This window comes from Sulfitobacter sp. IGS-18 (genome assembly GCF_059628195.1).
In genome coordinates, this window is the sequence record NZ_JCAQIH010000003.1 from 220,130 (window position 1) to 245,547 (window position 25,418).

Annotated in this window: 23 protein-coding genes; 12 read left to right on the forward strand and 11 right to left on the reverse strand. The window is 62.8% G+C overall.

Annotated elements, in window-relative coordinates:
- Window positions 1-44: 44 nt before the first annotated feature.
- The gene (locus tag ACWNZ3_RS21720; RefSeq protein ID WP_269367227.1) at window positions 45-386 is read left to right on the forward strand and encodes a hypothetical protein; all 342 of its coding nucleotides are present in this window, start codon (window positions 45-47) and stop codon (window positions 384-386) included.
- A gap of 138 nt (window positions 387-524) precedes the next feature.
- Here the strand turns inward: ACWNZ3_RS21720 and ACWNZ3_RS21725 are convergent, their stop codons facing one another.
- The 7 genes from ACWNZ3_RS21725 to ACWNZ3_RS21755 all read right to left on the reverse strand — a co-directional run bounded on the left by ACWNZ3_RS21725 (window position 525) and on the right by ACWNZ3_RS21755 (window position 9,223).
- Entirely contained in the window at window positions 525-1,559 is a 1,035-nt protein-coding gene (locus tag ACWNZ3_RS21725) for a TRAP transporter substrate-binding protein (protein WP_274574877.1), read from the reverse strand.
- A 27-nt stretch (window positions 1,560-1,586) separates the two neighbouring features.
- Window positions 1,587-2,894 carry a TRAP transporter large permease gene (locus ACWNZ3_RS21730; protein ID WP_269367225.1) on the reverse strand — a complete coding sequence of 436 codons (1,308 nt, stop codon included), beginning with the start codon at window positions 2,892-2,894 and terminating at the stop codon, window positions 1,587-1,589.
- Window positions 2,891-3,466, reverse strand: coding sequence for a TRAP transporter small permease subunit (locus ACWNZ3_RS21735; RefSeq protein ID WP_496902333.1), 576 nt, complete (start codon window positions 3,464-3,466; stop codon window positions 2,891-2,893). The genes ACWNZ3_RS21730 and ACWNZ3_RS21735 overlap by 4 nt, the downstream gene beginning before the upstream one ends.
- 124 nt (window positions 3,467-3,590) lie before the next feature.
- Complete coding sequence (locus ACWNZ3_RS21740) at window positions 3,591-5,237, reverse strand: hydantoinase B/oxoprolinase family protein (protein ID WP_496902334.1); 1,647 nt, start codon at window positions 5,235-5,237, stop codon at window positions 3,591-3,593.
- Complete coding sequence (locus ACWNZ3_RS21745; protein ID WP_496902335.1) at window positions 5,234-7,288, reverse strand: hydantoinase/oxoprolinase family protein; 2,055 nt, start codon at window positions 7,286-7,288, stop codon at window positions 5,234-5,236. The genes ACWNZ3_RS21740 and ACWNZ3_RS21745 overlap by 4 nt, the downstream gene beginning before the upstream one ends.
- Before the next feature lie 54 nt (window positions 7,289-7,342).
- Window positions 7,343-8,278, reverse strand: a complete 936-nt coding sequence (locus ACWNZ3_RS21750) for a LysR family transcriptional regulator (protein WP_496902336.1) — start codon at window positions 8,276-8,278, stop codon at window positions 7,343-7,345.
- Window positions 8,279-8,416: 138 nt separating this feature from the next.
- Window positions 8,417-9,223, reverse strand: a complete 807-nt coding sequence (locus ACWNZ3_RS21755; RefSeq protein WP_496902337.1) for a hypothetical protein — start codon at window positions 9,221-9,223, stop codon at window positions 8,417-8,419.
- Between the two features lie 93 nt (window positions 9,224-9,316).
- Here ACWNZ3_RS21755 and ACWNZ3_RS21760 point away from each other — a divergent pair, with 93 nt between their 5' ends.
- The 9 genes from ACWNZ3_RS21760 to ACWNZ3_RS21800 all read left to right on the forward strand — a co-directional run bounded on the left by ACWNZ3_RS21760 (window position 9,317) and on the right by ACWNZ3_RS21800 (window position 18,270).
- A complete protein-coding gene (locus tag ACWNZ3_RS21760; protein WP_496902338.1) occupies window positions 9,317-10,096 on the forward strand; it encodes an IclR family transcriptional regulator in 780 nt (259 codons plus the stop codon).
- Entirely contained in the window at window positions 10,093-11,088 is a 996-nt protein-coding gene (locus tag ACWNZ3_RS21765; RefSeq protein WP_496902339.1) for a thiamine pyrophosphate-dependent dehydrogenase E1 component subunit alpha, read from the forward strand. Before ACWNZ3_RS21760 ends, ACWNZ3_RS21765 begins: the two co-directional genes overlap by 4 nt.
- On the forward strand, window positions 11,088-12,062 hold the full coding sequence (locus ACWNZ3_RS21770) for an alpha-ketoacid dehydrogenase subunit beta (RefSeq protein ID WP_496902340.1): 975 nt from the start codon (window positions 11,088-11,090) through the stop codon (window positions 12,060-12,062). Before ACWNZ3_RS21765 ends, ACWNZ3_RS21770 begins: the two co-directional genes overlap by 1 nt.
- Window positions 12,059-13,795: a thiamine pyrophosphate-binding protein gene (locus ACWNZ3_RS21775; RefSeq protein WP_496902341.1), complete on the forward strand. Its 1,737-nt coding sequence runs from the start codon at window positions 12,059-12,061 to the stop codon at window positions 13,793-13,795. The genes ACWNZ3_RS21770 and ACWNZ3_RS21775 overlap by 4 nt, the downstream gene beginning before the upstream one ends.
- A 41-nt stretch (window positions 13,796-13,836) precedes the next feature.
- Window positions 13,837-14,883, forward strand: a complete 1,047-nt coding sequence (locus ACWNZ3_RS21780; RefSeq protein ID WP_496902342.1) for a TRAP transporter substrate-binding protein — start codon at window positions 13,837-13,839, stop codon at window positions 14,881-14,883.
- A 72-nt stretch (window positions 14,884-14,955) separates the two neighbouring features.
- Window positions 14,956-15,507 carry a TRAP transporter small permease subunit gene (locus ACWNZ3_RS21785; RefSeq protein ID WP_114272962.1) on the forward strand — a complete coding sequence of 184 codons (552 nt, stop codon included), beginning with the start codon at window positions 14,956-14,958 and terminating at the stop codon, window positions 15,505-15,507.
- Window positions 15,495-16,862: a TRAP transporter large permease gene (locus tag ACWNZ3_RS21790; RefSeq protein WP_496902343.1), complete on the forward strand. Its 1,368-nt coding sequence runs from the start codon at window positions 15,495-15,497 to the stop codon at window positions 16,860-16,862. The genes ACWNZ3_RS21785 and ACWNZ3_RS21790 overlap by 13 nt, the downstream gene beginning before the upstream one ends.
- Window positions 16,859-17,638, forward strand: a complete 780-nt coding sequence (locus ACWNZ3_RS21795; protein WP_496902344.1) for an SDR family NAD(P)-dependent oxidoreductase — start codon at window positions 16,859-16,861, stop codon at window positions 17,636-17,638. Before ACWNZ3_RS21790 ends, ACWNZ3_RS21795 begins: the two co-directional genes overlap by 4 nt.
- Window positions 17,639-17,883: 245 nt before the next feature.
- Window positions 17,884-18,270 carry a hypothetical protein gene (locus ACWNZ3_RS21800; RefSeq protein ID WP_496902345.1) on the forward strand — a complete coding sequence of 129 codons (387 nt, stop codon included), beginning with the start codon at window positions 17,884-17,886 and terminating at the stop codon, window positions 18,268-18,270.
- 56 nt (window positions 18,271-18,326) lie between these two features.
- On the opposite strand, the gene ACWNZ3_RS21805 is transcribed toward ACWNZ3_RS21800, so the two are convergent.
- Entirely contained in the window at window positions 18,327-19,283 is a 957-nt protein-coding gene (locus tag ACWNZ3_RS21805) for a GlxA family transcriptional regulator (RefSeq protein WP_496902346.1), read from the reverse strand.
- Between the two features lie 83 nt (window positions 19,284-19,366).
- Between ACWNZ3_RS21805 and ACWNZ3_RS21810 the strand changes: the two genes are divergently transcribed.
- Complete coding sequence (locus ACWNZ3_RS21810) at window positions 19,367-20,557, forward strand: MFS transporter (RefSeq protein ID WP_496902347.1); 1,191 nt, start codon at window positions 19,367-19,369, stop codon at window positions 20,555-20,557.
- Window positions 20,558-20,638: 81 nt separating this feature from the next.
- Window positions 20,639-21,253: a pyridoxamine 5'-phosphate oxidase family protein gene (locus ACWNZ3_RS21815; protein WP_269367209.1), complete on the forward strand. Its 615-nt coding sequence runs from the start codon at window positions 20,639-20,641 to the stop codon at window positions 21,251-21,253.
- Window positions 21,254-21,340: 87 nt separating this feature from the next.
- Here the strand turns inward: ACWNZ3_RS21815 and ACWNZ3_RS21820 are convergent, their stop codons facing one another.
- From ACWNZ3_RS21820 to ACWNZ3_RS21830, 3 genes are all read right to left on the reverse strand, one after another.
- Window positions 21,341-22,336, reverse strand: coding sequence for an NAD(P)H-quinone oxidoreductase (locus ACWNZ3_RS21820; RefSeq protein WP_496902348.1), 996 nt, complete (start codon window positions 22,334-22,336; stop codon window positions 21,341-21,343).
- Window positions 22,336-24,057 carry an FAD-dependent monooxygenase gene (locus ACWNZ3_RS21825; protein ID WP_496902349.1) on the reverse strand — a complete coding sequence of 574 codons (1,722 nt, stop codon included), beginning with the start codon at window positions 24,055-24,057 and terminating at the stop codon, window positions 22,336-22,338. The genes ACWNZ3_RS21820 and ACWNZ3_RS21825 overlap by 1 nt, the downstream gene beginning before the upstream one ends.
- Window positions 24,058-24,208: 151 nt before the next feature.
- Window positions 24,209-25,189 (reverse strand): VOC family protein, encoded by a 981-nt coding sequence (locus tag ACWNZ3_RS21830; RefSeq protein ID WP_496902350.1) that lies wholly within the window; start codon window positions 25,187-25,189, stop codon window positions 24,209-24,211.
- Window positions 25,190-25,418 lie beyond the last annotated feature (229 nt).

Consider the following 25,418-nt stretch of genomic DNA (forward strand, 5'->3'; position numbering starts at 1 on the left):
TGCGCGCGCTCTTAGGTTCAGCGGAACCAAAGGAGATACGCCAGATGAAGGCCGATGAAGTAAAGCAATTCCTGGAAGGCCACAGCGTATTTGCGCTGGACCCCGAAACGCGGCAGGTCGCGGCCTGCATAGACTATGAGGTTGGCGGCACCTGCATCGCCCGCTTTGTGAACGGGGAGACGGACAAGGGCGTCTATGGCTTCGAAGGCGACACCTATTGGACGCGCTACGAGACGTTCAGAGACGGCAAGCGCCATGTGTTCCGGCTGGTGGCGAAAGGCCCGGGTGTGGCCCAGGCCTATTTCGAGGATGGCACCATCGCCTTCCTGCAGTCGCACGAGGAAACACCTGTCGTGTCTGACGTCAGCGTCCCGCCTTTAACCTGATACACGCCGTATCGCCGATGTCCCGAGAGCGCGAAGCGCGGCAGGGTATCGGCAATGCAAGTTTAAGGGGCGCGCTTCAGGGACGGCTTGTGACCGGAAGGTATCGGGGCAGCAGGCAAGCTGCCGCCCCGGTTTGGTTCATTCGATGGTCATGCCCAGCGTCTGGCCGATGGTCTCGTTCCAGGTCGCGACGCAATCGGCACCGCAACGGTCCGCGAACTCGGGCAGGATGGCCGCCTTGACGGCTTCCGCGCGCAGCGCATCGTCAGCCTCGGTCATCGGCACCAGCGTCATCCCGGCAGTGTCCCCTTCGGAACAGGGGCCGGAGGTATTGCAGGCCAGACCGGTTGCAGTCTCCGTCGCGGCCAGTTCGAAGATGGAAGTTTCCAGGCCGCGCAGGCTGGTGGTCAGATAGTCCTGCACGCTGGCGTCAAGGCCATTCCACCAGTCGAGGTTTGCCAGCTGTGCCGCCAGCCCGAAATTGACCGGCATCGGAGAAATGAACCGCGCCGATTCATTCCACTTTGCCTTGTAACCCGACAGCGCCCCGGTGATGGCGCAATCGACGACGCCGCTGGCCAGTGCCGGTTGCACCTCGGCAAAGGCGATGGACAGGGGCGAGCCGCCCAGGTGGTTGACAAATGCCTGTTGCGAGGCACCCGATGCGCGCACCTTGCGACCTTTCAGATCGGCAAGCGAGGTGAATTCATCGCGGCAATAAATCACCTGCGCCTGATAGGTGCCGAAGCCCAGCAGCTTGATGTTGTGCTCTGTCTCCAGGAATTCGGCATAGGATGACCGCCAGCTTTCGACAGCCGCCGCCAGTTCCTCGACACTGCCGATCACGCCAACAAGGTCGACCGATTCATTCATCGGCACTTCGCCGGAGTTGTAGGCCAGCACGGTGGTGGCCATCTGCAATGTGCCGTTGCTGACCAGGCGGAAGATCTCACCGCCCTTGAAGCCCAGCTCGGTGAAAGGTTTCACATTCGCGGTGATCTTGCCGCCGGTGTCGGCGGGCACCTGTTCGGTCCAGAACGGCAGTTCCTTGTCGGTGTACATCGACAGCCCGCCGATGGAGCCGACGACATTGAACTCGGTCTCGGGCATGTCCTGCGCAAGTGCTGGCAGGGCCATGAGGCCCGCCAGAGTGGTCGCAATCAGTGTTTTCATGATAGTCTCCCTTGGTTTGGAAGGGCGTTAACCGCCCGGTTTTGGATTGACGATGGTGGGCAGCCAGAGCGCGAGCTGCGGAAACAGGAGGAGCAGGCCGATCATCGCGAGCATGGCGGCCAGGAAGGGGGCTGACCCCTTGAACAGATCACTGAAATCGCCTGCGCCCTTGCGCACGGCCTGCACCACATAAAGGTTCATGCCGACCGGCGGGGTGATCAGCGCCGCTTCGATCAGGATGACAAAGACGACGCCCCACCAGACCGGGGAATAACCCAGCCCCACCACAACGGGAACGATGATGGGCGTGGTGGCGATCATCATGGAAAGCGTCTCCATGAAGCAGCCCAGCAGCAGGTAGAAACAGATGATGGCGAGCAGCATCCCAAGCGGCGGCCAGCCCAGGTTCAGCACCGCGTCGGTGATCGCCTGCACCAATCCGATGCTGACCATGACGAAGTTGAGAAAGAAGGCGGCGATGACGATCAGCATGATCATGCAGGTGGTGCGCACAGTGCCCTCGAAAGCGGCGAGCAGGACCGGCACGCTCAGCCTGCCGTTCAGCGCGACCAGCCCCACGGTGGCGATCAGGCCAAGTGCCGCCGCTTCCGTGGGTGTGGCGACACCGGCATAGATGCTGCCGACAACGATGGCGAACAGCGCCAGGGGCGGCACCAGTTGCGGCAGGCCACGCAGCCGCGCAGGCCAGAGTGAACCGCCCTCCAGCCGGTGACCGCCCCAATGCGGCCGCCACAGGACCAGCGCCAGGACGATCCCGGAAAAGAGCATCGCCAGGACAAAGCCGGGGATGAACCCTGCGGCATATAGGTCGGCGACCGAGGTATCTGTCAGCACCGCATAGATGATCATGTTGATCGACGGCGGGATCAGGATGCCCAGGGTGCCGCCCGCAGCGATAGACCCCAGGAACAGGGGCCGGTTGTAGCCGCCGGCATCCATGTTGGGGATGGCCACCGTGCCGATTGTCGCCGCTGTCGCGATGGAGGACCCGGATGTTGCGGCAAATACCGCGCTTGCCGCGATGTTGGTGTGCATCAACCGTCCCGGCAGGCGCGAGAACCAGGGTGTCAGCGCATCGAACAGGCGGCCCGACACGCCTGAGCGGTGCATGAGCTCTCCCATCATGATGAACATGGGGGCCGCGATCAGGATGAAATCGGCAGAGGAATTCCAGGCCAGCTCACCCGCCGCGCCGGTCATCGGGAAGAAGGCGTAGTTTTCCGACAGGATGTAGCCGGTCATCGCCAGCACAACGGCCACCGGCAGCGACAGCACCAGCATGACGACAAGCAAGAGAAACGCGGTGAGGATCATGGCGCGCCATCCGATGCATGCACAGCTTCTGCGATCTCTGCGTCCAGATCGGCTGACCCGACCACAGCGTCGAACCCGGCCCTGTCACCGCGGATCAGGCGCAGCACGGCCTGCACCGGCGCCAGGACCGCCATACAGGCAAACCAGAACAGGCCGATCCACCAAAGCCCCTGCGGCAGCACCAGCGGCACGCGCATCTGCGACATGGACCGCGCGCCCATTGACCAGGATTGTTCCAGGGTGCCCCAGGCGAACCATGCCAGCGCCGCCGCGACCAGCGCCAGCGCAAGGGCCGCCAGCAAATCGCAGGCCGCGCGCAGCGGGAAGGGCAGGCGGGCGGCCAGGAAATCGACCCTGATATGCGCCTTGGTCGTGACCGTGAAAGCCATGCCGAGGCCGATGCAGATCGCCAGCCCGTAGGAGGAGATCTCGAAACTGTCGACCGCGCTCTGGTTGAAGAAATACCGCATGGCCACGTCGATGGTGATGGGGACGGCGCAGCCGAACAGGATGACGGCCCCCGCCACCCATGCCAGCCATCGCGAAAGACGTTGCGGCAGCGGCTCTGTCATCGTGATTGTTCCATGCAAATCAGCCGATCACACCCTTGGAGGCAAGTCCAGTGTGTCGCGCCATCACGCCTCTGCCGGTCCGCACAATTGGTGACAGGCGCGTTTATCGCGGGCATCTTCCGGGTCATTCTGAAACCCCCTTCGTGACATATCCGTCAGCCAGGTCGGCGGCCTGAGCCGTGCTGTCGCGCAGGGCAGGGTCGCCGTGGCCGCCGCCGCCCGGGGTCTCCATCCGCACGATATCGCCGGGACGCAGGGCATGGCCGATTGTCTTGGCGGCAAGGGGGGTGGTGATGCCGTCGCGAGTGACGCTCAGGGTTCCGCCACGCCCCGGCGCACCGCCGTCCAGCCCGTAGGGCAGCGAGGTGAAAGCGTCGAAAGAGGCGTTGAGCAGCCCGCTCTCGGCAAGGAATTCCCATTCCCGCACGATCCCCAGACCGCCGCGCATGCGACCTGCACCGCCCGAATCCGGCACCAGTCCATAGCGTGTAAACCGCATGGGAAAGAGCGCCTCGATCATCTCGACCGGTGTGTTCTGGCCATTGTGGAACCCGGCCGCCAGACCATTCGGCCCGTCACGCTCGGGATGCGCGCCCCAGCCGCCGAGTTCGCTGTCGAAATAGACCTGACGGCGCCCGTCCGCGTGGCGGATATTGACCGCGTGGTTGAATGTGGTGCCGTAGTAGGAGGCCGGGATCCGGTCGGGCAGCACCTGGGCAAAGGCCCGCAGCACGGCGGTTGCGATCTTGTGGCCAGGCAGCATCCGCATCGACACCGGTGCGGGGAAGGCCGCGTTCACAAGGCTGCCTTCGGGGGCCGTCACCGTGATCGGGCGGTAGCAACCCGCGTTCACCGTTCCGGTCACGCCGCAGGCCGCGATGACGGCGTAATAGACGGCAGAAGTGGTTGTCGCCAGGGTCGCGTTGATCGGCCCTCGCGCCTGATCCGCCGTGCCTGCAAAATCCAGCGCGATGGTGTCGCCCGCAATGGTCAGGGTGACCGCGATACGCTTGTTGCCCTCTTCCAGCCCGTCGCCGTCGACAAAATCCTCGGCCTCGTAGGTGCCGTCGGGCAGGGCCCGCAGCGCCGCGCGCATCTCGTGTTCCGCATGGTCCAGCAGCGCGGCCCCGATCTCGGTCAGGGCCTGCACGCCATAGCGGTCCGCGAGCCGCAGCATGGCGCGCGCGCCCACATCCAGCGCCGCGATCTGGCTCAGGAAATCGCCGCGAAAGGTTTCCGGTTCGCGGACATTCTGCAGGATGGTGGCAAAGAGGTCTTCCTGCATCCTGCCATCGCGGACGATCCGCACCGGCGGCAGGCGCAGACCTTCCTGAAAGACTTCCACCGCCTGCGCGTTATAGCCGCCCGCAGCACCGCCGCCGACATCAACGTGATGGATCAGCACGCAGGTGATCGCGATCCGCTCGCCGTCGCGGAACACCGGCTTGAAGGCGATGAAATCCGGCAGGTGCTGGCCGCCGCAATAGGGATCGTTGGTCACGATCACATCGCCATCGCGCCAGTCATCGAGCGGGATGTGATGCTCCGCGATATGTTGCAGGCAAAGCTCCATCGAATTGAGGTGCACGGGCATCCGCGCCGCCTGCGCGACATTGCGGCCCTGGCCATCGAAGACGGCAGTGGAGTAATCCAGCAGTTCGCGCACCGTGGTCGAGCGTGATGTGCGCCAGACGGTGACCGACATTTCCTCTGCCACCGACACAAGCGCGGCAGAGACGATTTCGAGCAGGACGGGATCGGGGCGGCTCATGGCTGTTTCCTTGCGGTCATGTCACCCGTTTCGGTCATTGTCAGGGACCAGTGCCCGGGGATCAAAAGGGTGGTGTATTCCTGTTCGATGATGGCGGGGCCGTCGATGACCTCACCCGCTGCCAGCGACAATTGGCGGTGCACCGGAACCTCGGCCCAGGCGCCGTTCACATGGACGGGGCGGGTGCCGGTCGCGCGGTCTTCTGTCGGGCTGTGGCGCGCCGCGGTCCGGCCTTCGTCGCCCAGCCTGCCGATGGCAACCAGCCGCATTGTCACAAGCTCGACCGCCTCGTCCGGATCATCAAAGGAGAAGCGCTGGCGATGCTGTTCCTCGAACCTTTCGCGCAGGGTCGCAAGTGTCTGTTCCGTGCAGGGGCCATCGGGCATGTCCGTCATCAGCTCAAAAGCCTGCCCGCGATACCGCAGGTCGGCAGTGAGCCGCAGCACCCGCCGATCAGGCGCGATTGCATCCGCGTCAAGCAATGCCGTGCCGCGTGCGCGCAGGTCCTCCGCCATCGCCGCGAGCGCCGCCAGGCTTGCGGGCGCAAGCGGCAGAATCTCGGTGCGGGACAGGTCGTGCTGAATGTCAGAGGACAGAATGCCATGCGCCGAAAAGGTCGATGGATCGCGGGGGAAAATCACCCGTGTGATCCCCAGTTCCTCGGCCACCTCGATGGCGTGGACACCGCCCGCGCCGCCAAAGCTCATCAATGCGAAATCGCGCGGGTCGAGCCCCTTGGCAAAGAGGGAGAACTTGATGGAGGCGGCCAGTTTGGCGTTGACCACACTGAGGATACCAGATGCCGCATGATCGGTATCAAGGTTCAGCGGCACTTCCATCCGGTCGCGCAGGGCAGCGCGCGCGCCATCGAGGTCCAGCGCAAACCGGCCTCCGAGGAAGGTCGAAGGGTCGAGCCGCCCCAGGATCAGGTTGATGTCGGTGACGGTCGGCTCCTGCCCCCCGCGCCCGTAACAGACCGGCCCCGGCACGGCACCCGCGCTGCGCGGTCCGACCTGCAGACGGCCCGAGGCATCTACAAAGGCGATGGACCCGCCGCCCGCGCCGATCGTATGCATCTCGACCATCGGAACACGGACGGGCAGGCCGTCGATCTCTCCCTGGGTCACAACTGTGCGCTGACCGCCGGATATGACCGCAACGTCATAGCTCGTGCCGCCCATGTCGACACCCACGACATCCGGCGTGTTCAGCGACCGCGCCAGTTTCTGCGCCGCCAGCACGCCGCCCGAAGGGCCGGAAAGCAGCAATTTGACCGGGGCCTGCACGGCGGCATCCAGGCTGATGGCACCGCCGTTCGACTGGATCAGATAGACCGGCGCGGTCACGCCCGCGTCTGACAGGCGTTTGCGCACGGCGGTGACATAGCGGTGGATCACCGGAACCAGCTGTGCGTTCAGGACCGTGGTCGCGGTGCGTTCGAATTCGCGGATCTCGGGAGAGACTTCGTGGCTGCAGGAAACCGCCATTCCGGGGCAACGCGCCAGCAATGCCTTGCGGATCGCGATTTCATGTGCGGGGTTGGCAAAGGCATTCAGCAGGCAGATCGCCGTGGCCTCTACGCCGCTGTCGGCAACGCGGCTGATCACGCTGTCGAGTACGGCGACATCGAGTGGCCGCACCACCTCTCCGGCAGCGCCGATCCGGCCGGGGGCCCCGAACCTGCGCCTGCGGGGGATCAGCACGCTGCGGTCGGGTCCGCGCAGGGCATAGATGTCGCGCCGCGCGTGGCGCCCGATTTCCAGCACATCCTCGAAACCTTCGGTGGTGATCAGCGCGCCATCGGGCAGATCGCGGGTCAGCACCGCATTGGTAGCAATCGTGGTGCCGTGCAGGATCAGGCCGATGTCCGACAGGGCAAAGCCGAACCGTTCCGCGGCCAGCAGCAGGGCATCGGCCAGACCGCGGGCCGGATCATCGGGCGTGGTCGGGGACTTCAGGCTGTGAGCCAGGCCCGTGGTATCGTCCCGCAATTCCAGGTCGGTGAAGGTTCCGCCGATATCGACGGCAACGGTGATGCGGTTCTGCGACATGTTCGGTCTGGCTCTCGGCGGTTATTGCCGGATCAGCGTCGCAGGCATTTGCAATCAAATCAAATCGAATGATTTTGGCACTTGTGATAGATTATTTTGATCGGCGTGGCGCCGGGCCGTCGTCCGGGCCAGCCGCGCTGCGGTCATGACCACATGGCTTTTGGGATCCCCGAGGTAGGACGCGGTGAATTGAAGCGGCGAGGGACACCACCCCGGATCGAAGCAGCGCAGCTGCCCACGCGCAACCCATTCACGCCCGAGGATTTCGGGCAGGGCCGCCACGCCCAGACCCGCTTCGACTAGCCGGAAACAGGCCGACAGGGAAGAAGAGGAGAATATCTGCGTCCCCGGCCCGACCCTTTCGTAGAGCTCCCGCCGCATCTCGCGGTAAGGTCGGGTGTTGCGGGCATAGGTGATCACCGGGTTCCGCGCGATCAGCCCCGCCTGATCCTGCGGTGCCCATTCCGCCTGCGCGGACACATACCAGGCAAGGTCGAAGCCCGGCAGGGCGATGTTGCTGACAGAAGCCTCTGACACCGGGCCGAGCAGGATAGCAATGTCGATCTCGCGGTCGAGCAGACGTTCGCGCAGATTGGTCGACACATCCACGTCGATTTCGATCTCGACCTTGTTGAACTGGTGGTGCAGGTCCGCGACGAAATCGGGCAGCCAGGACTGGGCGACCGTTTCGGCAACGCCAAGCCGCAGCTGCCGCTCGATCCCGTCGGGGTCCATGACATTGGCGGTCACCTGTTCTGACAGGATCTCGAATTGTTCGGCATATTGCACCAGCATGTCGCCCCGCTTGGTCAGGGTCAGACCACCTTCGCGGCGGTCGAACAGGGCCACGGCAAGCGTGTCTTCAAGCGATTTCACCCGCGCGCTGACCGCTGGCTGGGTGAGGTTCAGGCTCTGCGCCGCCTTGCGCATGCCGCCAAGGCGCACGACCTCAAGGAAGGTGCGAAGCTGTTCGATGTTGAGCCGGGTCATGTCGGTGTCTCTTTGCGCCTGTCCCTATGCTGCGAGTGTGACCGATCCCCGAGGCAAAGCGCAAGAAGTGCCTTGGGGTTGGTGGCATGCGCCGACGGGCCTGATCGGTCACGGCGGACTGTCACCGCGCAGATGGGGTTATCCCCTTTCGGACCGCAGCAAAGCCTGAAGCGCATCCTTGTGTCGCATTCCCGGCCGGATTCCGCAGTGGGTGGCGGTCTGGTTCACGGCAGAGATGATACCGCTCTCCAGCATGGAGACGGCGTTGCCGATCTCGCAACTCATGCAGTCCAGGGTGGCGGCAGCGATCTTGCGGGCGTCCAATGCGGGGAGGCGACCGATGCCGACATCGTTCTTGCCGCGCCCCGCATCCGAAAAGGCGACATAGCGGGCGTCGGCCTTGCAGGCGCGGGCAGGATCGCCACCGATCAGCCCGCCATGTGAGCCGGTGATGATGATCCGCCCCGCATCCTGCGGGGTGATCAACGAGGCCGAATCGACGCAAAGCACCTGTTGCCCGCCGAGGGTTCTGTCCTGGCGGGTCTCGGGGACCTTTGCCATCAGGCGGTCAGGTTGCGGTGCAGCCGCGAGGAGGTCGAGGGCATCGCCCGCCGTCATGCCGGGCGCGATGCCAAGACCCGCTGCAATGGCGTTGGCAAAGGAGATGACCCCATGGCTTGCCGCATCGCGTGCCGATCCGATTTCCGCGCTCATGCAATCGACGGTGCAGGCCGCCATGCCCACATCGGCCAGCGCCCGGACGCCCGCGATCCCGGCTTCGTTCATGCCGCGGCCCGCGTCGTTGAGGATGACGGCGCGCAGCCCCGACAGGGAGGCAACGGCAGCCGCAAACAGCCCGCCATGCGAGCCTGACACCGCCACCGCGCCCGCCGCTTCAGGGCCTGCGTCGGTGATCGAGTCAAAGAGGCGAACATCCGTTGTCATGGCAAAAGCGATAATTTGTTTGACAGCGCAAGGCAATCTGTTCCACCAATCAAAACAATTATTCCGATAAACGGAAGTAGAGGGGGAATGGTCTTGAGTGCAGAGACGCCGGTCGGCTCCATTGCGCGTGCTCAGAACGTTCTTGCGGCCCTCGCGCGGATGCCGCTGGGCGCGAGTTTCACCGAGATTCAGGCCTGCACCGATTTCACCCGAACCACGACCCACCGGGTGCTCGCCTCTTTGATGGAGGTGCATTACGTCTATCAGGATCCGGGCAGCCGGAAGTATCACCTGGGCCATGCCCTGGCCGCATTGGCGCGGGTCGCCAACCGCTCCGACCTTGCCGCATTGGCAAGGCGCAGCATGCGCCGGGTTGCGGAAGGGACAAAGGACACGGTGTTCCTCTCTGCACCGGAGGGCGCGGTTTCGATCTGTGTCTGCCGCGAGCTGGGTGAATTTCCGATCCGCACGCTGACCCTTGATGCGGGCGACCGGCTGCCGCTGGGTGTCGGGGCCACCGGGCAGGCGATCTATGCGGTCACGGAGAAGTCCAAGCGCATGGCCGCGGCGCGCAGCAATCAGGCCTGGATGGCAGATTACAATTACACCCCCGAAAAGGCAGAGGAACTGGCAGCTGATTTCCTGCAACGGGGCTTTGCTTTCAACCCCTCCATTCCTGTCCCGGGGATGAGCGCCGTGGCCCTGCCGATCCAGACCGGCACCGGACGGATCGTTGCGGCAATCGGGATCGGGGCGATCAACGAACGGATGAAGATGGACCGGATCGAGGGCGAACTGCTGCCATTGCTCAGGGAGGAAGTGGCCACCTTGTCGGCAAAATTCAGCGAGCTTGAGCGGGAGAATTTGCTGTGACCCTGACCAACTTTGATCGTGAAAAGGGACTTGCGCGCCTTGCCACCATGGAACGCATCCGAGCCTTCGAGGAAGTCGCCCGGCGGGCAGCGGTGGATGAGGCGCTGGTGCTGGGTGCGATCCATCTGTCCATCGGACAGGAGGCGGTGGCGACTGCGGTGATCGAGCCGCTGAGGCGCGATGATTACATTCTCTCCACCCACCGGGGCCATGGTCACACGCTGGCAAAGGGGGCCGATGCCCAGGCGATGATGAAAGAGCTGCTGGGCCGGGAGGGCGGTTGTTGCGGTGGCAAGGGCGGGTCGATGCATATCGCCGATTTCGGGGTGCGCATGCTGGGGGCCAATGGTGTGGTGGGGGCCAATATCACCATCGCCGCCGGGGCCGCGCATGGGATCAAGCTGCTGGGCGGCGACCAGATTGTTGTCTGTTTCTTTGGTGACGGCGCGGCAAACCGTGGCCCCTTCCTGGAAGGGTTGAACTGGGCAGGGGTGTTTGATCTGCCGATCCTCTTTGTCTGCGAGGACAACCGCTATTCCGCCACTACGTTGACGTCTGACATGACCTCGGGGAACGTGGCCGACCGTGCCCGCGCACTGGGTCTGCCCACGACGGAAGCGGATGGAAATGATGTGACCTCGCTGGCTGCGACCGCGGCCGAGATCACGGCGCGGATCCGTCAGACCGGCAAGCCGGAATTCCTGCATGCCAGGACCTATCGCCTGTCGGGCCACACCTATTTCGATCCCGCAACCTATCGGCCCGAAGGGGAGGCGGATGAAATGCGCGCAACCCGCTGCCCGATCGCGAAACTGCGCGGTGAACTGGTTCAGGCGGGGGTGGCAAAGGGTGATCTGGACCAGGTGCGGCAAGCGGCGGAAGAAGAGATGGATGCCGCGCTGGACGCCGCGCGAGATGCGCCCTGGCCGGCTGCCGCGAGCGTTTTTGCCGATGTGCAGGACATCGGTTCCCCCACCGAGGAGGCGTTCTGATGGCGCGCATGACCTACGCCGATGCCGCGAAACTGGCCGTGGCCGAAGCCATGCGGGCAGATCCGACGGTCTGGTGTGTGGGCGAGGACCTGGGCCGGGGCGGGGTGTTCAAGCAATATACCGGGTTGGTGGAGGAATTCGGCCCCAGGCGGATCAGTGATGCGCCGATTTCCGAAGCTGCGATCATGGGTGCGGCCTTTGGTGCCGCGATGGCGGGCACAAGGCCCATTGTCGAGATGCGGTTTGCGGATTTTGCGCTTTGCGCCACGGACGAGCTGGTGAACCAGATTGCCAAGGCGCGGTTCATGTTCGGCGGACAAAGCCGCGCGCCCATGGTCATTCGCAAACCCATGGGCATGTGGCGGTCCTCGGCGGCGCAACACAGCCAGTCGCTGGAATCCTGGTATGTGCATATTCCCGGTCTGGTGGTCTGCTGCCCGGCCACACCTCAAGACAATTACGCGATGATGAAAGCGGCAATCGCCTGCGACGATCCGGTTGTCTATCTGGAGCACAAGGACATCTGGGCCACCGAAGGCGAGGTGGATACAAGCCTGCCGGGCCGGTTCGGCAAGGCCGGCATCCGGCGCGCGGGCACGGATGTGACTCTGGTCTCCTGGTCGAACACAGCCAACCTTTGTGTCCAGGCCGCAGACAGTCTGGCGGAGGACGGGATCAATGCGGAGGTCATCGATCTTGTCAGCCTCTGGCCCTGGGACAAGCAGGCGGTGCTGGCCAGCGTGAAAAAAACCGGCCGTCTGGTGGTGGCGCATGAGGCGGTCTGCGTTGCGGGGTTCGGGGCCGAGGTTGTGGCAACCGTGGCGCAGACCATGGTGCTGAAAGCACCACCCGTGCGGCTGGGCAGTCCACGGGGGCTGATCGCCTATGCCCCCAATCTTGAAGATCAGATGCGGGTGACGGCGGACATGATTGCCGCCGCCGCGAAAAAGACGATGGAGTTCGAAAAGGCATGACCCAATCCAACGAAATGACCGGCGGCGAGGCGCTGGTGCGGATGCTCTTGTCGCATGGGGCCGGGCCGATGTTCGGCATGGGTGGTTTCCAACTGCTGCCGTTTTATGATGCGGCGCGGCGGTTGGGGCTGAACCACAACCTGATCAATGACGAACGCTGTGCTGTTTTCGCAGCCGATGCCTATGCCAAGGTGTCGGGCCGGGTCGGGCTGGTCGATGCGACGCTGGGGCCGGGGGCCACCAACCTGGTGACCGGGCTGGTCGAGGCGCTGAATGCCGGCTCGCCGATGGTGGCGATCATCGGCGATGCGCAGCGCGATCACGCAGGCAAGAACATGACGCAGGAAACCGATCAGGTGTCGATCCTGCGGCCCGCCTGCAAGGCGCTGCTGCGGATCGAAACGATACAGCGTATCCCCGAGATCATGCGCCGGGCCTTTGCACTGGCCACTTCCGGGCGACCCGGCCCTGTCGTTGTCGATGTGCCCGAGGATATCGCCCATGGCCTGTGGGGGTTCGACGAGGGTGACTTCGATGTCGACGCGGCCCATGAGGCAGCACCCGCCATCCGTTGCCGTCCTGAGCGCGAGAGCCTGGAAAAGGCCGCCAACATGATCGCGGCGGCGGCGCGCCCGATCCTGCTCTGCGGTGGGGGCATTCACATCAGCCGGGCGACCGCCGCAGTGACACGATTTGCCGAGGCAAATGGCATACCCGTTGCCCACACCATGAGCGGCAAGGGGGCCATTGCCTGCACCTCGCCGCTGTCGGCGGGGCTGTTCGGGCGCTATGACCGGATCGCCAATGCGCTGATCGAGCAAAGCGATTGCATCATCGTCGCGGGCTGCAAGCTGGGTGAAATCGCGACCAAGCGTTTCACGATTCCCGCAAAGGGGCAGATTGTGATCCATCTCGACAACGTCGCCGAAGAGATGGGCCGCACCTATGACCCGACGATGAAACTTTGGGGTGACGCGCGCGAGGGGCTGGACGATCTGACGGCGGCACTTGCAACACGGGCGCAAAGCCAGCGCGAGATGCGCGCGGCCTATCTGGCAGAGATCCCCGCAAAGATGCAGACCTGGCATGACGAGGTCGCCGCCGACCGGCTTTATTCCGATGAAAGCCCGGTTCACATGGCGCGGCTTGTGACCGAATTGAACAACCACCTGCCTGCGGATGGCTACCTGATCGCCGATGGCGGCTTTGCCGCACATTGGGGCGGGCTGCTGTTCAACTCGAAAAAGGCGCGGCGCAGCTTTGTGCCGGACCGTGGCTTTGCCTCTATCGGCTATGGTCTGCCGGGTGCCATGGGCGCACAGCTGGCCGACCCGGAGGCGGTGGTTGTCGGTCTGACCGGCGATGGCGGTTTCAACATGGTTTTGGGAGAGCTTGAGACCGCTCGCCGGATGGGTCTTGGCGTCAATATCATTGTCGTGAACAACGCAGCCTCGGGATATGTGAAGGCGTTGCAGCACCTGATGTACGGCGAGGGGAATTATCAGAGTTCCGACCTGGCCGAGACCAATTATGCCGAGGTGGCCCGCGCGATGGGCTGCCACGGGGTCCGGGTGGAGGAGCCGGGCCAGTTGGAAGGCGCGCTGAAGGCGGCATTTGCCGAAAAGGACCGGCCCAGCGTGATCGACGTGATGGTGACACGCGATCCGTCGCGCATGTTGCCCGCCGTCGATAACCGTACCGTACAAGTCAAGAAAGGCGACCGCGTGGCCTGACCTCACGCGGGACATAACTGGAAGAAATTGGGAGGAGAACCATGAAGACCAGGACAGTTATAGGCACCTGCACGGCCGCGTTGATGGCCGGAAGCCTGATGTCGGGGGCGGCCATCGCCCGTGACATCGAAATGCAGGCGATTTTCCCGCAAACCCTGCCGCTGCTGGGCAAGCCGGGTTGGGACATCGCGGAAAAGGTCGACCTGTTGACCGCGGGCGGGATTCACTTCGATGTGAAAAACCCCGGTGAGATCGTTTCCACCGGTGAAGTCTGGGATGCGGTTTCGACCGGTGCGGTCGAAAGCGCGTGGTACTCCATCGGCTTTGCCGAGGGCGTGGTGCCCTCCGCGCCGCTGTTCACGACCTTTCCCTTTGGCCCGGATGTAAAGGAATACGCGGCCTGGTGGTATTACGGCGGCGGCAAGGAAATGTGGTCGGAGATCACCGAGGACACCTATAACATCAAGACGATCCACTGCGGCACGCTGGTGCCCGAAGCCTCCGGCTGGTTCCGCGAGGAGATCAACAGCGTCGAAGACCTGAAGGGCAAGAAGATGCGTTTCTTTGGGCTGGGCGCCAGTGTCATGGGTAAACTGGGTGTCGAAGCGCAATCGCTGGGGCTGGCTGACACGATGTCGGCGCTGAACACAGGCGCCATCGATTCCGCCGAACTGGGCTTCCCCTTCCTCGACAACATGATCGGCATGTACGAACACGCGGACCATTACTATCTGCCGGGTTGGCACCAGCAGACCAGCTTTCTCAGCGTGATCATGAACCTGGACACATGGAACGACCTGACCGACCAGGAACGTGCTGTCATCAACACCGCCTGCGAGGCACAGGTGCTGAGCACCATGGCCGAGGGTGAGGCGGTACAGCTTGAGGCGCTGCGCGAGTTGGAGGAAGAGCATGGCGTGAACATCCATCAATGGTCCGATGAGATGCTTGGCGCCTTCGAGAGCGCATGGAACGAGGTCGCGGCGGAGAAATCGGCCCAGGACGCGGATTTCAAACGCGCGTGGGAGAGCATTTCCCAGTTCCGGGACAGTTATTCCCAGTGGAAGGAAATCGGCTATCTGAAGTGATGGTCCAACCATCGCTGCCGGGGGCGCGGCGGGCGTGCCCCCGGTTTTCCTGAATTTTCGAGCGAGGGACAGATGCAGGCTGCATTGAAACTGGCCGACGGGCTGACGCGGGTCTGCGAATGGGCGGCGCGTCTGGCAGGTGTGGTGATGATCGCGCTGGTCTTTGTCATCATGTACGATGTGATCGGCCGCAAGCTCTTTGCCACAGGTTCCGTCATTTTGCAGGAACTGGAGTGGCATATGCATGGGCTGGTGGCCACATTTGCCTTTGGCTACGCCTATACCCGCAATGCCATCGTGCGGATCGACGTTCTGGCCGACAAGATGGGCGAGAGGTTCCGCCTCTGGATGGAATTCTGGGTCGTGGTGCTGCTGGTGATCCCGTTCTTCGCCTTCATCGTCTGGTATGGCTACGAATTCGCCGAACGCGCGTTTGAACGCGGGGAAGGGGCCAATGGCGGGCGCGGCTTGCCGCATCGCTGGATCGTGAAATCGCTGGTGCCAGTCTCTGCCCTGCTGACCATTGCGGGCTGTACCGCCGTGGCGCTGCGCATCCTTGCCGTGCTCAGGCGGCCCGATCTGATCTCTGATCCTTTTACCGGACGTGATCTATGGAAACGCTGACCGAATTCCTGCCTGCGATCATGTTCCTGAGCCTGATTGTCGGGCTCTTTTCCGCCTTGCCGGTGCCGATCGTGCTGTCCGGCATCACGCTGATCTTCGCCTTTATCGCGCTGGCCCTGGGCGAAATGCGGTTTGTACATATCTCACTTATCCCCACGCGGATCTACGGGGGCGTGATCGACAATGCGGTGCTGGTGGCAGCACCGATGTTCATCTTCATGGGCGTCATGATGGAGAAGACCCGGATCGCCGAGGACCTGCTGCTGACGCTGCAAAAGCTGCTGGCGCGGGTGCCGGGCGGGCTGTCGCTGGCGGTGGTGCTGATGGGCACGATCCTGGCCGCCGCAACCGGAATCATCGGGGCCTCGGTCGTGATGCTGACGGTGATGGCGCTGCCGACGATGATGCGCGCGGGATATGCCGCACCACTGGCGACGGGGACCATTGCCAGCGCGGGCACGCTGGGCATCCTGATCCCGCCATCGGTCATGCTGGTTTTCATGTCCGATCTTTTGTCTCTCAACCTGGCCAAGGTATTTGTCGCGGCCTTCCTGCCGGGGCTGTTCCTGGCCGCTGTCTATCTGGTCTATATCGTTGCACGATCTTTCCTGCGGCCAGGGGAAACACCCCCCGCCGCGAAGCTCAGCGCGGCAGACAGCAAGGGGTTGTGGCGCGAGGCGCTGGTGTCGGTTTCCTTTCCGCTTTTACTGATCATTGCGGTTCTGGGGTCGATCATCGGCGGCTTCGCCAGCCCGACCGAAGCCTCTGGCGTGGGCGCCTTTGCGGCGCTGGTGCTGGGTCTGGTCCGGGGCCGGCTGAACATGAAGGTGCTGGGCGAGGCGGTGGACGGGTCGCTGCGGACCATCGCACTGCTGTTCTTCATCTTTGCCGCCGCAACGGCCTTTGCCTATGTCTTTCGCAAGATCGGCGGGGATGATTTCATCATCGAACTGGCACGGTCGCTCAACCTCGGGGACTGGACGCTACTGTTCATGATGATGGCGATCGTCTTTGTCATGGGGTTCTTCTTTGACTGGATCGAGATCACGCTGATCCTGCTGCCGATCTTTGCGCCCATCGTCGACCTGATGGATCTTGGTGATCATGTCGCCAAGGCGGATCTGGTCTATTGGTTCACCATCCTGGTTGCGGTCAATCTGCAGACCTCATTCCTGACGCCGCCCTTTGGCTTTGCCCTGTTCTACATGAAGGGGGCGGCGGGTGATCTGGTGTCGATGGGCGATATCTATCGCGGCATCATTCCCTTTGTGCTGCTGCAGATCGCGGTGCTGTTCATCCTGATCTGGCAGCCCGAGATTGCGCTGTGGCTGCCCGCGCAGGTTCTGACGAAATGAACCGGCTTGAAGGAAAACGCGCCGCCATCATCGGGGCCGGTTCGGTCGGGGAAGGCTGGGGCAACGGCAAGGCCACCGCAGCGCTCTTTGCGCGCGAGGGGGCCAGCCTGCTGTGCGTGGACCGCAACCAAGATGCCGCCGAGGCTACCGCCGCACTGATCCGGTCAGATGGCGGCACGGCCGAAGTGCTGGCCGCCGATGTGACGGACCCTGAAGCCGGGGCGCAGGTGATGGCGCGGATGCAGGCGCTGTGGGGCGGTATCGACATTCTGGACTACAACGTCGGGATCAGCCAGGCGGGTGGCGTTCTGGACACCGATGATGAAGCCTGGGCGCGCGTGTTCGACATCAACCTGACCGGCGCGATGCGGATGGTGCGCGCGGTCCTGCCCGCGATGCGGGCGCAGAAAAGCGGGGCCATCGTGTTTGTCTCGTCACTGGCGGCGGTCTATTCCGCGCCCTATTCCTATGTCTCTTACGAAGTGTCCAAGATGGGGCTGGTGCGCTTGGCACGGTCCGTCGCGCGGGAGAATGCGCCCTATCAGATAAGGTCCAATGTTCTGTTGCCGGGCGTCATCGACACGCCGCATGTCACGGCCTTTGTCGATGGAGAGACAGACCCGGCCACGCTGGCGGCAAACCGGGCTGCGATGGTGCCGATGGGCCGACAGGGGACCGCCTGGGATGTCGCGCGGGCGGCATTGTTTCTGGCATCGGAAGAAGCCGCCTATATCACGGGGGTGGAACTGCGTGTGGACGGCGGACTGACGGCATAACAGAAGCGCGCCGAGCCATGGCTATTCGCTTTCCGTTGGTACTTGCATGGCCGCCCGGGCCAGCCTGCTGAACGGGTTCTCGAAATATGTGACCCTGTATTGGTAGGCAAAACGTCCGGCTTTGCAAAAGCAATGGCGCAGGGCGACCTCGGTGCGGGTTGGTTGACGAAACCGGCGGCTGCGCCATAGCCTTTGCATTGTTCGTGGCCCATGCCGTCGGGCCCGCGATGGAAGGAGAGCACCCGATGACAGAACTTATCGCAAGAATAGCCGGGCCATATCTGCTGCTGACCGGTCTGGGTTTTGCGGTCTCCCGCGACTTCTATCAGCGCATGGTCATAGGGAACGCACAGGCCGACCCGATCCTGCTGAATCTGTCCGGGGCCGTGCATTTCATTGTCGGGCTGATCGTGCTGAACAACCATTTCCGATGGTCGGGGTTTGCCGAGATTGTCGTCAGCTTGATCGGCATGGCTGCCGCTGCAAAAGGAGCGGCGCTGATCGCCGTGCCGGAGATGACACTACAGACCCCCAAGACAACCGGCTGGGTCCTAACCGCAAGTACGGTCGGCTTTATCCTGGCCGGGGTATATCTGTGTTGCGTCGGGTATCTGGCCCTTTTGGCGAGGTAACGCAGCCCTGCGCCTACTGCCTTGAGATCAGGAACAATTCTGACATCAGCGCAGGGTCAGGTGAACATATTGCGGTAGTCGCTCAACTGAACACCAAACTGCCGCTGAAACGCCCGTCTCAGGCGTTGCAGATCACCAAAACCGCAGTCGACCGCCACTTGCTTGAGCGGCAGCTTTCCCGAGAGCAGGCCGCGGGCGTGATCGACGCGCACCTTCTCCACAAATTGCGCCGGTGTTTCGCCGGTGTCGCGCTTGAAGCGGCGGGTCAACGTGCGCGCGTTCATGCCCGCAGCATCGGCCAGGGCATCAAGCGACCAGTCCAGATGCGGGGCCGCAACAACCTTTTCAATGAGTTCGGTCAGGGTTTCGCCCTTTGCGAACTGTCCGGCGAGATGAAAGGCATATTGGCTTTGCCCGCCGGTGCGGCGCAACTGGACAACAAGTTCGCGCGCGACCGAAAGCGCGACCTTTGGCCCGCAATCGGCCTGAATGATCGACAGCGCAAGGTCAATGCCGGTGGTCACGCCGGCAGAGGTAAAGACCTTGCCCTGGGTGATGTTGATGCGGTCCAGGTCCCAGAAAACTCCGGGGTAGTTCCGGGTGTCTTCCTCACGCGACCAATGGGTCGTTGCCTTCAGCCCGTCCAACACGCCCGCTGCGGCCAGGACCAATGCCCCGGAGCAGACAGAAATCAGGCGGCCTTCTGTCCCGGCCCGTTTTCGGATGATTTCAAGCAGGCCGGTGTTGGTGATCAGTGCATCCACCCCGGCACCGCCGGGGATCAGCAGGTCCGCGCCCCCGGCTGCGGCGGAAAGCCGGGCATCGGCAACGAGCCGCAACCCGCAGCCTGCGCGCACCGGTGCCCCGTCCAGCGAGACATAGCGGGTCTGGTAACTGATGCGATTATCCGTATTCGCGGCCTCGAACGCCTGCACCGGCCCTGCCGCGTCCAGCAGGTTTATGCCGTCAAACAGCAGGACATCAATGTTCCGGGCGTTGCGATGTTTGTCCATTTTCGACACCTGATTGTCATTTAAGACATATGTGATCTCTCCTATAGCTGACTGAGTCAAGCCAGCCGAACAGGAATATGCAGATGCCCGTTGCACGATTTGCCCGAAACGGAAACTTTATCGGCCTTCTGATGGCCAATACGATTCTGGGATTTGCAATGCCGATGCTGCTTATTCTGGGCGGCCTGACGGGATTGCACCTGTCCCCCAATGCGGCGCTTGTCACACTGCCCGCATCTGTCCAGACCCTGGCCGGGATGCTGGCGGCAGTACCCTTTTCACTGCTGATGGGGCGGTTTGGCCGAAGGATCGGCTTTGCGGCGGGCGGGGTCCTGGCCCTTGCCGGCACGGCACTTGGCGCGTCGGCGCTGGTCAGCGGCAACTTCGTTCTGTTGTGCCTGGCCCATTTCATTCTTGGCGCGGCGCTGTCTTCGTTTCAGTATTTTCGCTTTGCCGCCGCCGAGGTGGTCAGCCCCGAATGGCAACCCGTTGCGATATCGCTGATGCTGACCTCTGGGCTGGTGGCCGCGATAGGCGGACCGCAGGTCTTCATCATGGCCAAAGACGCCCTGGCACCCATTCCCCTGGCAGGTGCCTATGTGGCGCTGGCCGTTGTCATTCTGGTCGGCATGGTCCCGCTTGCCCTTGTCCGGGTACCAAGGACGCCAGCTGCAGGCCGCGTCGCGGGGGCCAAGCGCTTTGCCTCTCTCGCCGTGCTGCGGCGCGGGCCGGTGCGGCGGGCAATCGGCATCGCGGCCATTTCACAGGGCGTGATGATTTTCATGATGATCCCGACACCGTTGGCGATGCTGGGATGCGGATTTACCGAAGCGGTCGCAGGCGATGTTATTCGCTGGCACGTCGTTGCGATGTTCGCACCAAGCTTTGTGACCGGGTTTCTGATCAAGTGGTTCGGCAAGGAGCGTATTGCGGTGGCCGGTCTGGTGATCCTGGCAATCGCCGCGGTCGGTGCTGCAGCGGGCCTGTCCTCTGCCCATTTCTACGGCTCTTTGATCCTGCTTGGTGTCGGCTGGAACTTTGGCTTCATCGGGGCAACCAGCATGTTGGCGACCGCCGTGACAGACGGAGAGAAAGCCGCCGTGCAGGGGTTGAACGACACGCTGATCGCGCTTGTTTCGACAATCTGCGCATTCGCCGCCGGATTGGTCGTAACCGGGTTTGGCTGGGCCGTGGTCGCCATTGTCTCCATGCTGATCGTGCTGCCCGCGATTGCGGTGCTGATGCTGGGCAAGGCGGAACCCGCGACAGTTTAGGGCAGGTTGACCGGATTGACAGATAGGTGCGAGGTTTCATTTGCCCGGCTCGGGCGGCCTCAACGCCAAGGGAAGAGAACAATGGATTACATCACCTCCAAAGACCAGCTCAGAGCGGCGTTCGATGACGTTCACGACGTTGCCGTTCGAAAAGAGCTGCGTCTGATCGACGAACATGCCCGGCGGTTTATTGCACGCTCCCCCTTTGTCTTTGTCGGATCGCAAGATGGTAAAGGGGCTGCGGATGTGTCCCCCAAAGGCGATATGCCAGGGTTTGTCAAAGTGCTGGATGACACAACCCTGGCCCTGCCGGACCGGCCCGGCAACAACCGGCTCGATACCTGGGAAAACATCATCGAGAACCCTGCCGTCGGGTTGATCTTTGTGATCCCCGGCATGAACGAGACTCTGCGCATCAACGGGGAGGCGCGGCTGACCCTCGATCCTGAGCTTTGCGCCAAGCTACATGTCAACAACCGGCCCGCCCTGGCTGTGATGGTGGTCAAGGTCCGGCAGGTCTATATGCATTGCGCCAAGGCCTTTATCCGGTCCAGGCTCTGGGCACCGGACAGTTGGCCCGCACGGTCGGACATGCCGACGCTGGGCGAAATACTGAAGGACCATGCGGAACTATCTGCAACTGCGGAGGAATTCGACACGGTGCTTGACGCGGCTTACAAAAAGTCACTTTGGTAGATGCGGGTATGAAGCATCCGCAGCATCCATCGGGCGCTACGGTGGCTGTGTCAGCTGACGATCACCCGCCACCAGACCTGGGGAATCTCAGTCAGGCGTGAGACGCAGCATGATCTTACCGATGTGACTGCCGGTTTCCATCATCGCATGTGCGGCGGCGGCATCGGTCAGGGGGAAGGCCTGCGCAATCGACGGACGGACGCGGGTGCCAAGCAGCGGCCAGACGTCACGGCGGATCGCATCGGCCACCTGTGACTTGCGGTCAAGCGGCAGTGGCCGCAACAGCGAGCCGGTAATGCGGATGCGCTTTGCCATCAGATCGCGCACCGGCAGATCAAGTGTGCTGCCCCCGCCACCCGACAGATGGGCAATCATGCCGTCAGGGGCCATCATCGCCAGATCCTGCGCAAGATGCGCCCCGGCGGACACGTCAAGCAGGGTCGATATGCCGGCACCGCCGGTGGCCTCCATCACCTTGGTGGCAAGCTCCGGGTCATCATAGGAAAACGCAGCCATGGCACCGAAATCGCCGCAGGCGGCGACCTTTTGCGCGCTGCCGGCCGTCGCGATGACATTGTACCCCAACGCCGACATGGCTTGCAGGGCGATGTGGCCGACGCCGCTGGTGCCGCCGTGAAACAAGGCGAATTGATCCTTTTGCAGCGACATCAGGTGAAAGAAATTCCACCAGGTGGTGAAGACTGCTTCGGGGATTGCGGCCGCTTCGATATCTGAAAACCCGTCGGGAGCGGGCATGACAAGCGGGGCAGGCGCAATGACATATTGGCCGTAGCCGCCTCCCGGCACCAGCGCCATGACCCTGTCCCCCTGCGTCATGCCGGTGACCCCGGAGCCCAGGGCCGCGACCGTGCCGCAGACCTCCAGCCCGGGCACTGCACGCCCGTCGCTGTGCTTGCCGCTGGCGCGCTGGTGAATGTCGTGGCGGTTGATGCCCGCGGCGGCCACGCGGATCAGGATCTCTCCGGCACCGGGCGTTTCAACAGGTAGCTCCCTGGGAACCAGAACATCAGGTCCGCCGGGACCAGAGATGACGATGGCTGTCTGTGTCTTCGGTATGTGCATCATGTCGACCCTTTGAGATTTGTCGTTGGTGAAATGGCCTTGGCCGTGGTGCCGGCGGCCGTCAGGCAAGCTGCAATCAGCTCTGCCGGGTCACCGGCCCTGGCAGAGCGCCAAGCCACATGACCGTCCGGGCGGATCAGAACGGCCCCGGTTCTGGTCAGGCCATAGAGTTCGAGCCAGGCCGCTGTATCGGTCTGGACATCCCCTCCATCCCCGATACCAAAGCTGCGCAGCGGCACGGGCAGGTCCGCCGCAGTGACGGCATCGGCCCAGAATTGCCCGTCGCTGGCGTGCAACAGGGTGAAACGGTCCAGGGAAAAGAGATCAAGCAGCGAGGCGGCCTTGCCATCCAGCGTGACAGGCAGATGTGGCGCGCGGTTTCCGGGGCGCGCGGCGGGCGTGTAACTCCTGACCGAAAACGGCGGAGACGGTGTGCCATCCGATGTGATCAGATTGGACTCGTAAGAAAAACCAAAGGTCTGACCGGGATAATCGAAGTGTTCGCGCTGTTCCGGGATACCCTCCGCCAGTTTGGCGCGGTTGGCGGCGCCTTGCGCACCTTCGAGGCTGGACAGAAGTTCGCTGTCGTTCGCCAACATCCCCGACAGGCCGCGCTTTGCCATGGCCATGGCATTGCGTTCGCTCTGCGCGACGTTGAAGCTGGCTATGGGGCGGCGTTCTTCGGTGTAGGTCGCCAGCAGAGATGCGGTGGCAGCGCCATCCAGCACGAGGTTCAGTTTCCAGATCAGGTTGTGAATGTCTGCAATGCCGGTGTTCATGCCCTGGCCGCCGGTAGGGGGCAGCGGATGGGCGGCATCGCCCGCAATGAACACCCGCCCGGCGGAAAATGTGTCCGCGATGCGCGCCTGCATGCGCCAGGGCATGATGCTCTTGATGTCGATCTCGACGTCAGAGGCACCGATCACGGCGCGCAAAATGTTCAGGCACCTTTCTTTTGTGAAATCATCGCGTGATTCATGGGTGTGATAGCCGAAATTATAGGTCCAACGGTAGCGCCCATCGAGAGAGATCAGCACACCCGATGTCTGCGCGTTGAATATCCAGTACAGCAGGTAAGGCCGGTCAACGACATATTTCCAAAGGTCGGCATGGAAATAGAGGCCAATTTGCTGGCCGATGGATTTGCCGTCCATGCCGATGCCAACCGCCTCACGCGTTGGGCTGCGTGGCCCGTCGGCGGCGATCACATAGGCCGCCCGTGTCGCGCCGGTTGCGCCCTCGCCGTTTTCCCATGTCAGGGTCACGCCAGTGGCGTCCTGTGTGACGCCCGTTACCTTGTGGCTGAAATGCAGTGCAACGCTGTCGCGGCGCTGCGCATGTTCGCGCAGAACCGGTTCCAGTTTGTCCTGCGGGCAGGAGCGTTTGAAGACCGGGCTTTGGCTGGCCTCGATCCTTGCCCATTCGGGATCGCCACGGGTTTCGATGACGCCGATCGTGTCACCCGCAAGGCTGGTAACGAAGCCGATACCGGCGTGTCGTTCCAGTGGCAGGGCGACCGCATCGACGTCTTCGGCCAGCCCGCAGCTGCGAAAGATCTCCATGGTCCGCGTGTTCACGACGTGGCCACGCGGGTGGAAGGATGTTGTCGCGTTCTGTTCGAACAGGACCGTCCTGATGCCAAGCTGGCCCAGCAGGTTTGCCGCACACAGCCCTACAGGACCGCCGCCGATGATCGCGATATCGGTGTGTGACTTGCTCATCTGGTATTCCTTGTCGCGAACTGTCGTTTAGGTTTCGTCGGCCACCGGGCTTGAAAGCCTGCCGGTGGCGATGGTGCCACCCGGAGGAACCAAGGGGGAAATCTTCAAGGGTCAGGTTTCTTCGACCAAAGCTATGCCGCGCGGCGGCGCATTATTCATTGTGAACGATGCTGTCGAGCCAGGCGCAATTCGGTTTCGGGTCGGCGGCGCGAAAACCGTTTTGCGCGGTTGCGTGGCGCATCTCGCGCATCTTGATGCGCACCGGATCGTCTTCGGGCAGGTGCAGGCGTTCGTGGCCCCAGGTGGAGGGGCCTTCGTGCGTCTCGAACGGCTCCCAGGTCTGCGGATCTATGACCTGCGCACCCCAGCCGTATTCGACAAAGAACTGCGACGGCGTTTTGGTGTAAAAGCTCAACATGTGATCGTTGGAATGTCGGCCCAGCGAATAGGCAACGCCTTCGTCGCGGCCCTGAGCGATGTCATACCCCTGACCGACATCATCGAGCGACAGCAGCTCGACCATGAAGTGATGGATGCCCTTACGGCCCGATCCGACCATGGCAAAGCTGTGGTGCCGCCCGTTCACGTGAAAGAAGTAAAGCGGATAGGGGGTCTGTCCGTAATCCGTGACATTGAAGCCCAGTATGTCACGGTAAAAGTGCAGGATGCCCTGCACGTTGGCGACATGCAGCACCACATGACCCATGCCCAGCGAGCCTGTCTTGAAGCCAGAGATCGGACGCCCGGACAGAAACCCGTCGCTGGCGATTTCGGGGCCGCAGAAGGCTTCCAGCCGGTTGCCGTCAGGGTCGTGAAAAGAGATCAGCCGCGCGACGTGGCGCGCATCGGCAAGGCTGGAGCCGTGCCAGGTCACTGCGACGCCCGCGTTTTCCAGCCGTGAGGCAAGCGCATCCAGATCGGCAGGTGAATTGGTTTCCCACCCCATGAAAGCAAGGTTTTCTTCACCCTCACCGGTCACGATGAGTCGCTGCTTGCGGTCGTCCATGCGAAACAGGCGCATGCCACCGCCCTGGTCAACCTTCTGCATCCCAAGCAACTGGGTGGCAAAGCCATCCCAGTCGTCCAATTTGCTTGAGTTGACACCAATATAACCAAGCGATGCGATGGACATGTGCAATCCTTTTTCAGTCACGACACCCTGGCCGAAAGGTTCGGGCAGGTCTTTGCGGGTTGGTTGCAACCTGTCTAGCCAGGCCGCTTCAGGGGGTCGCCCGCAAATTGGAGAGTGTTCGGCTGCTGAACAACATCAACGAACCGGCTTTGAATACGGAGCAGTTCGAAGTTTTGTGTTCAAAAATATCAATGCTAGATCTGGATGGGTCACGATTCTCACGCCGGGG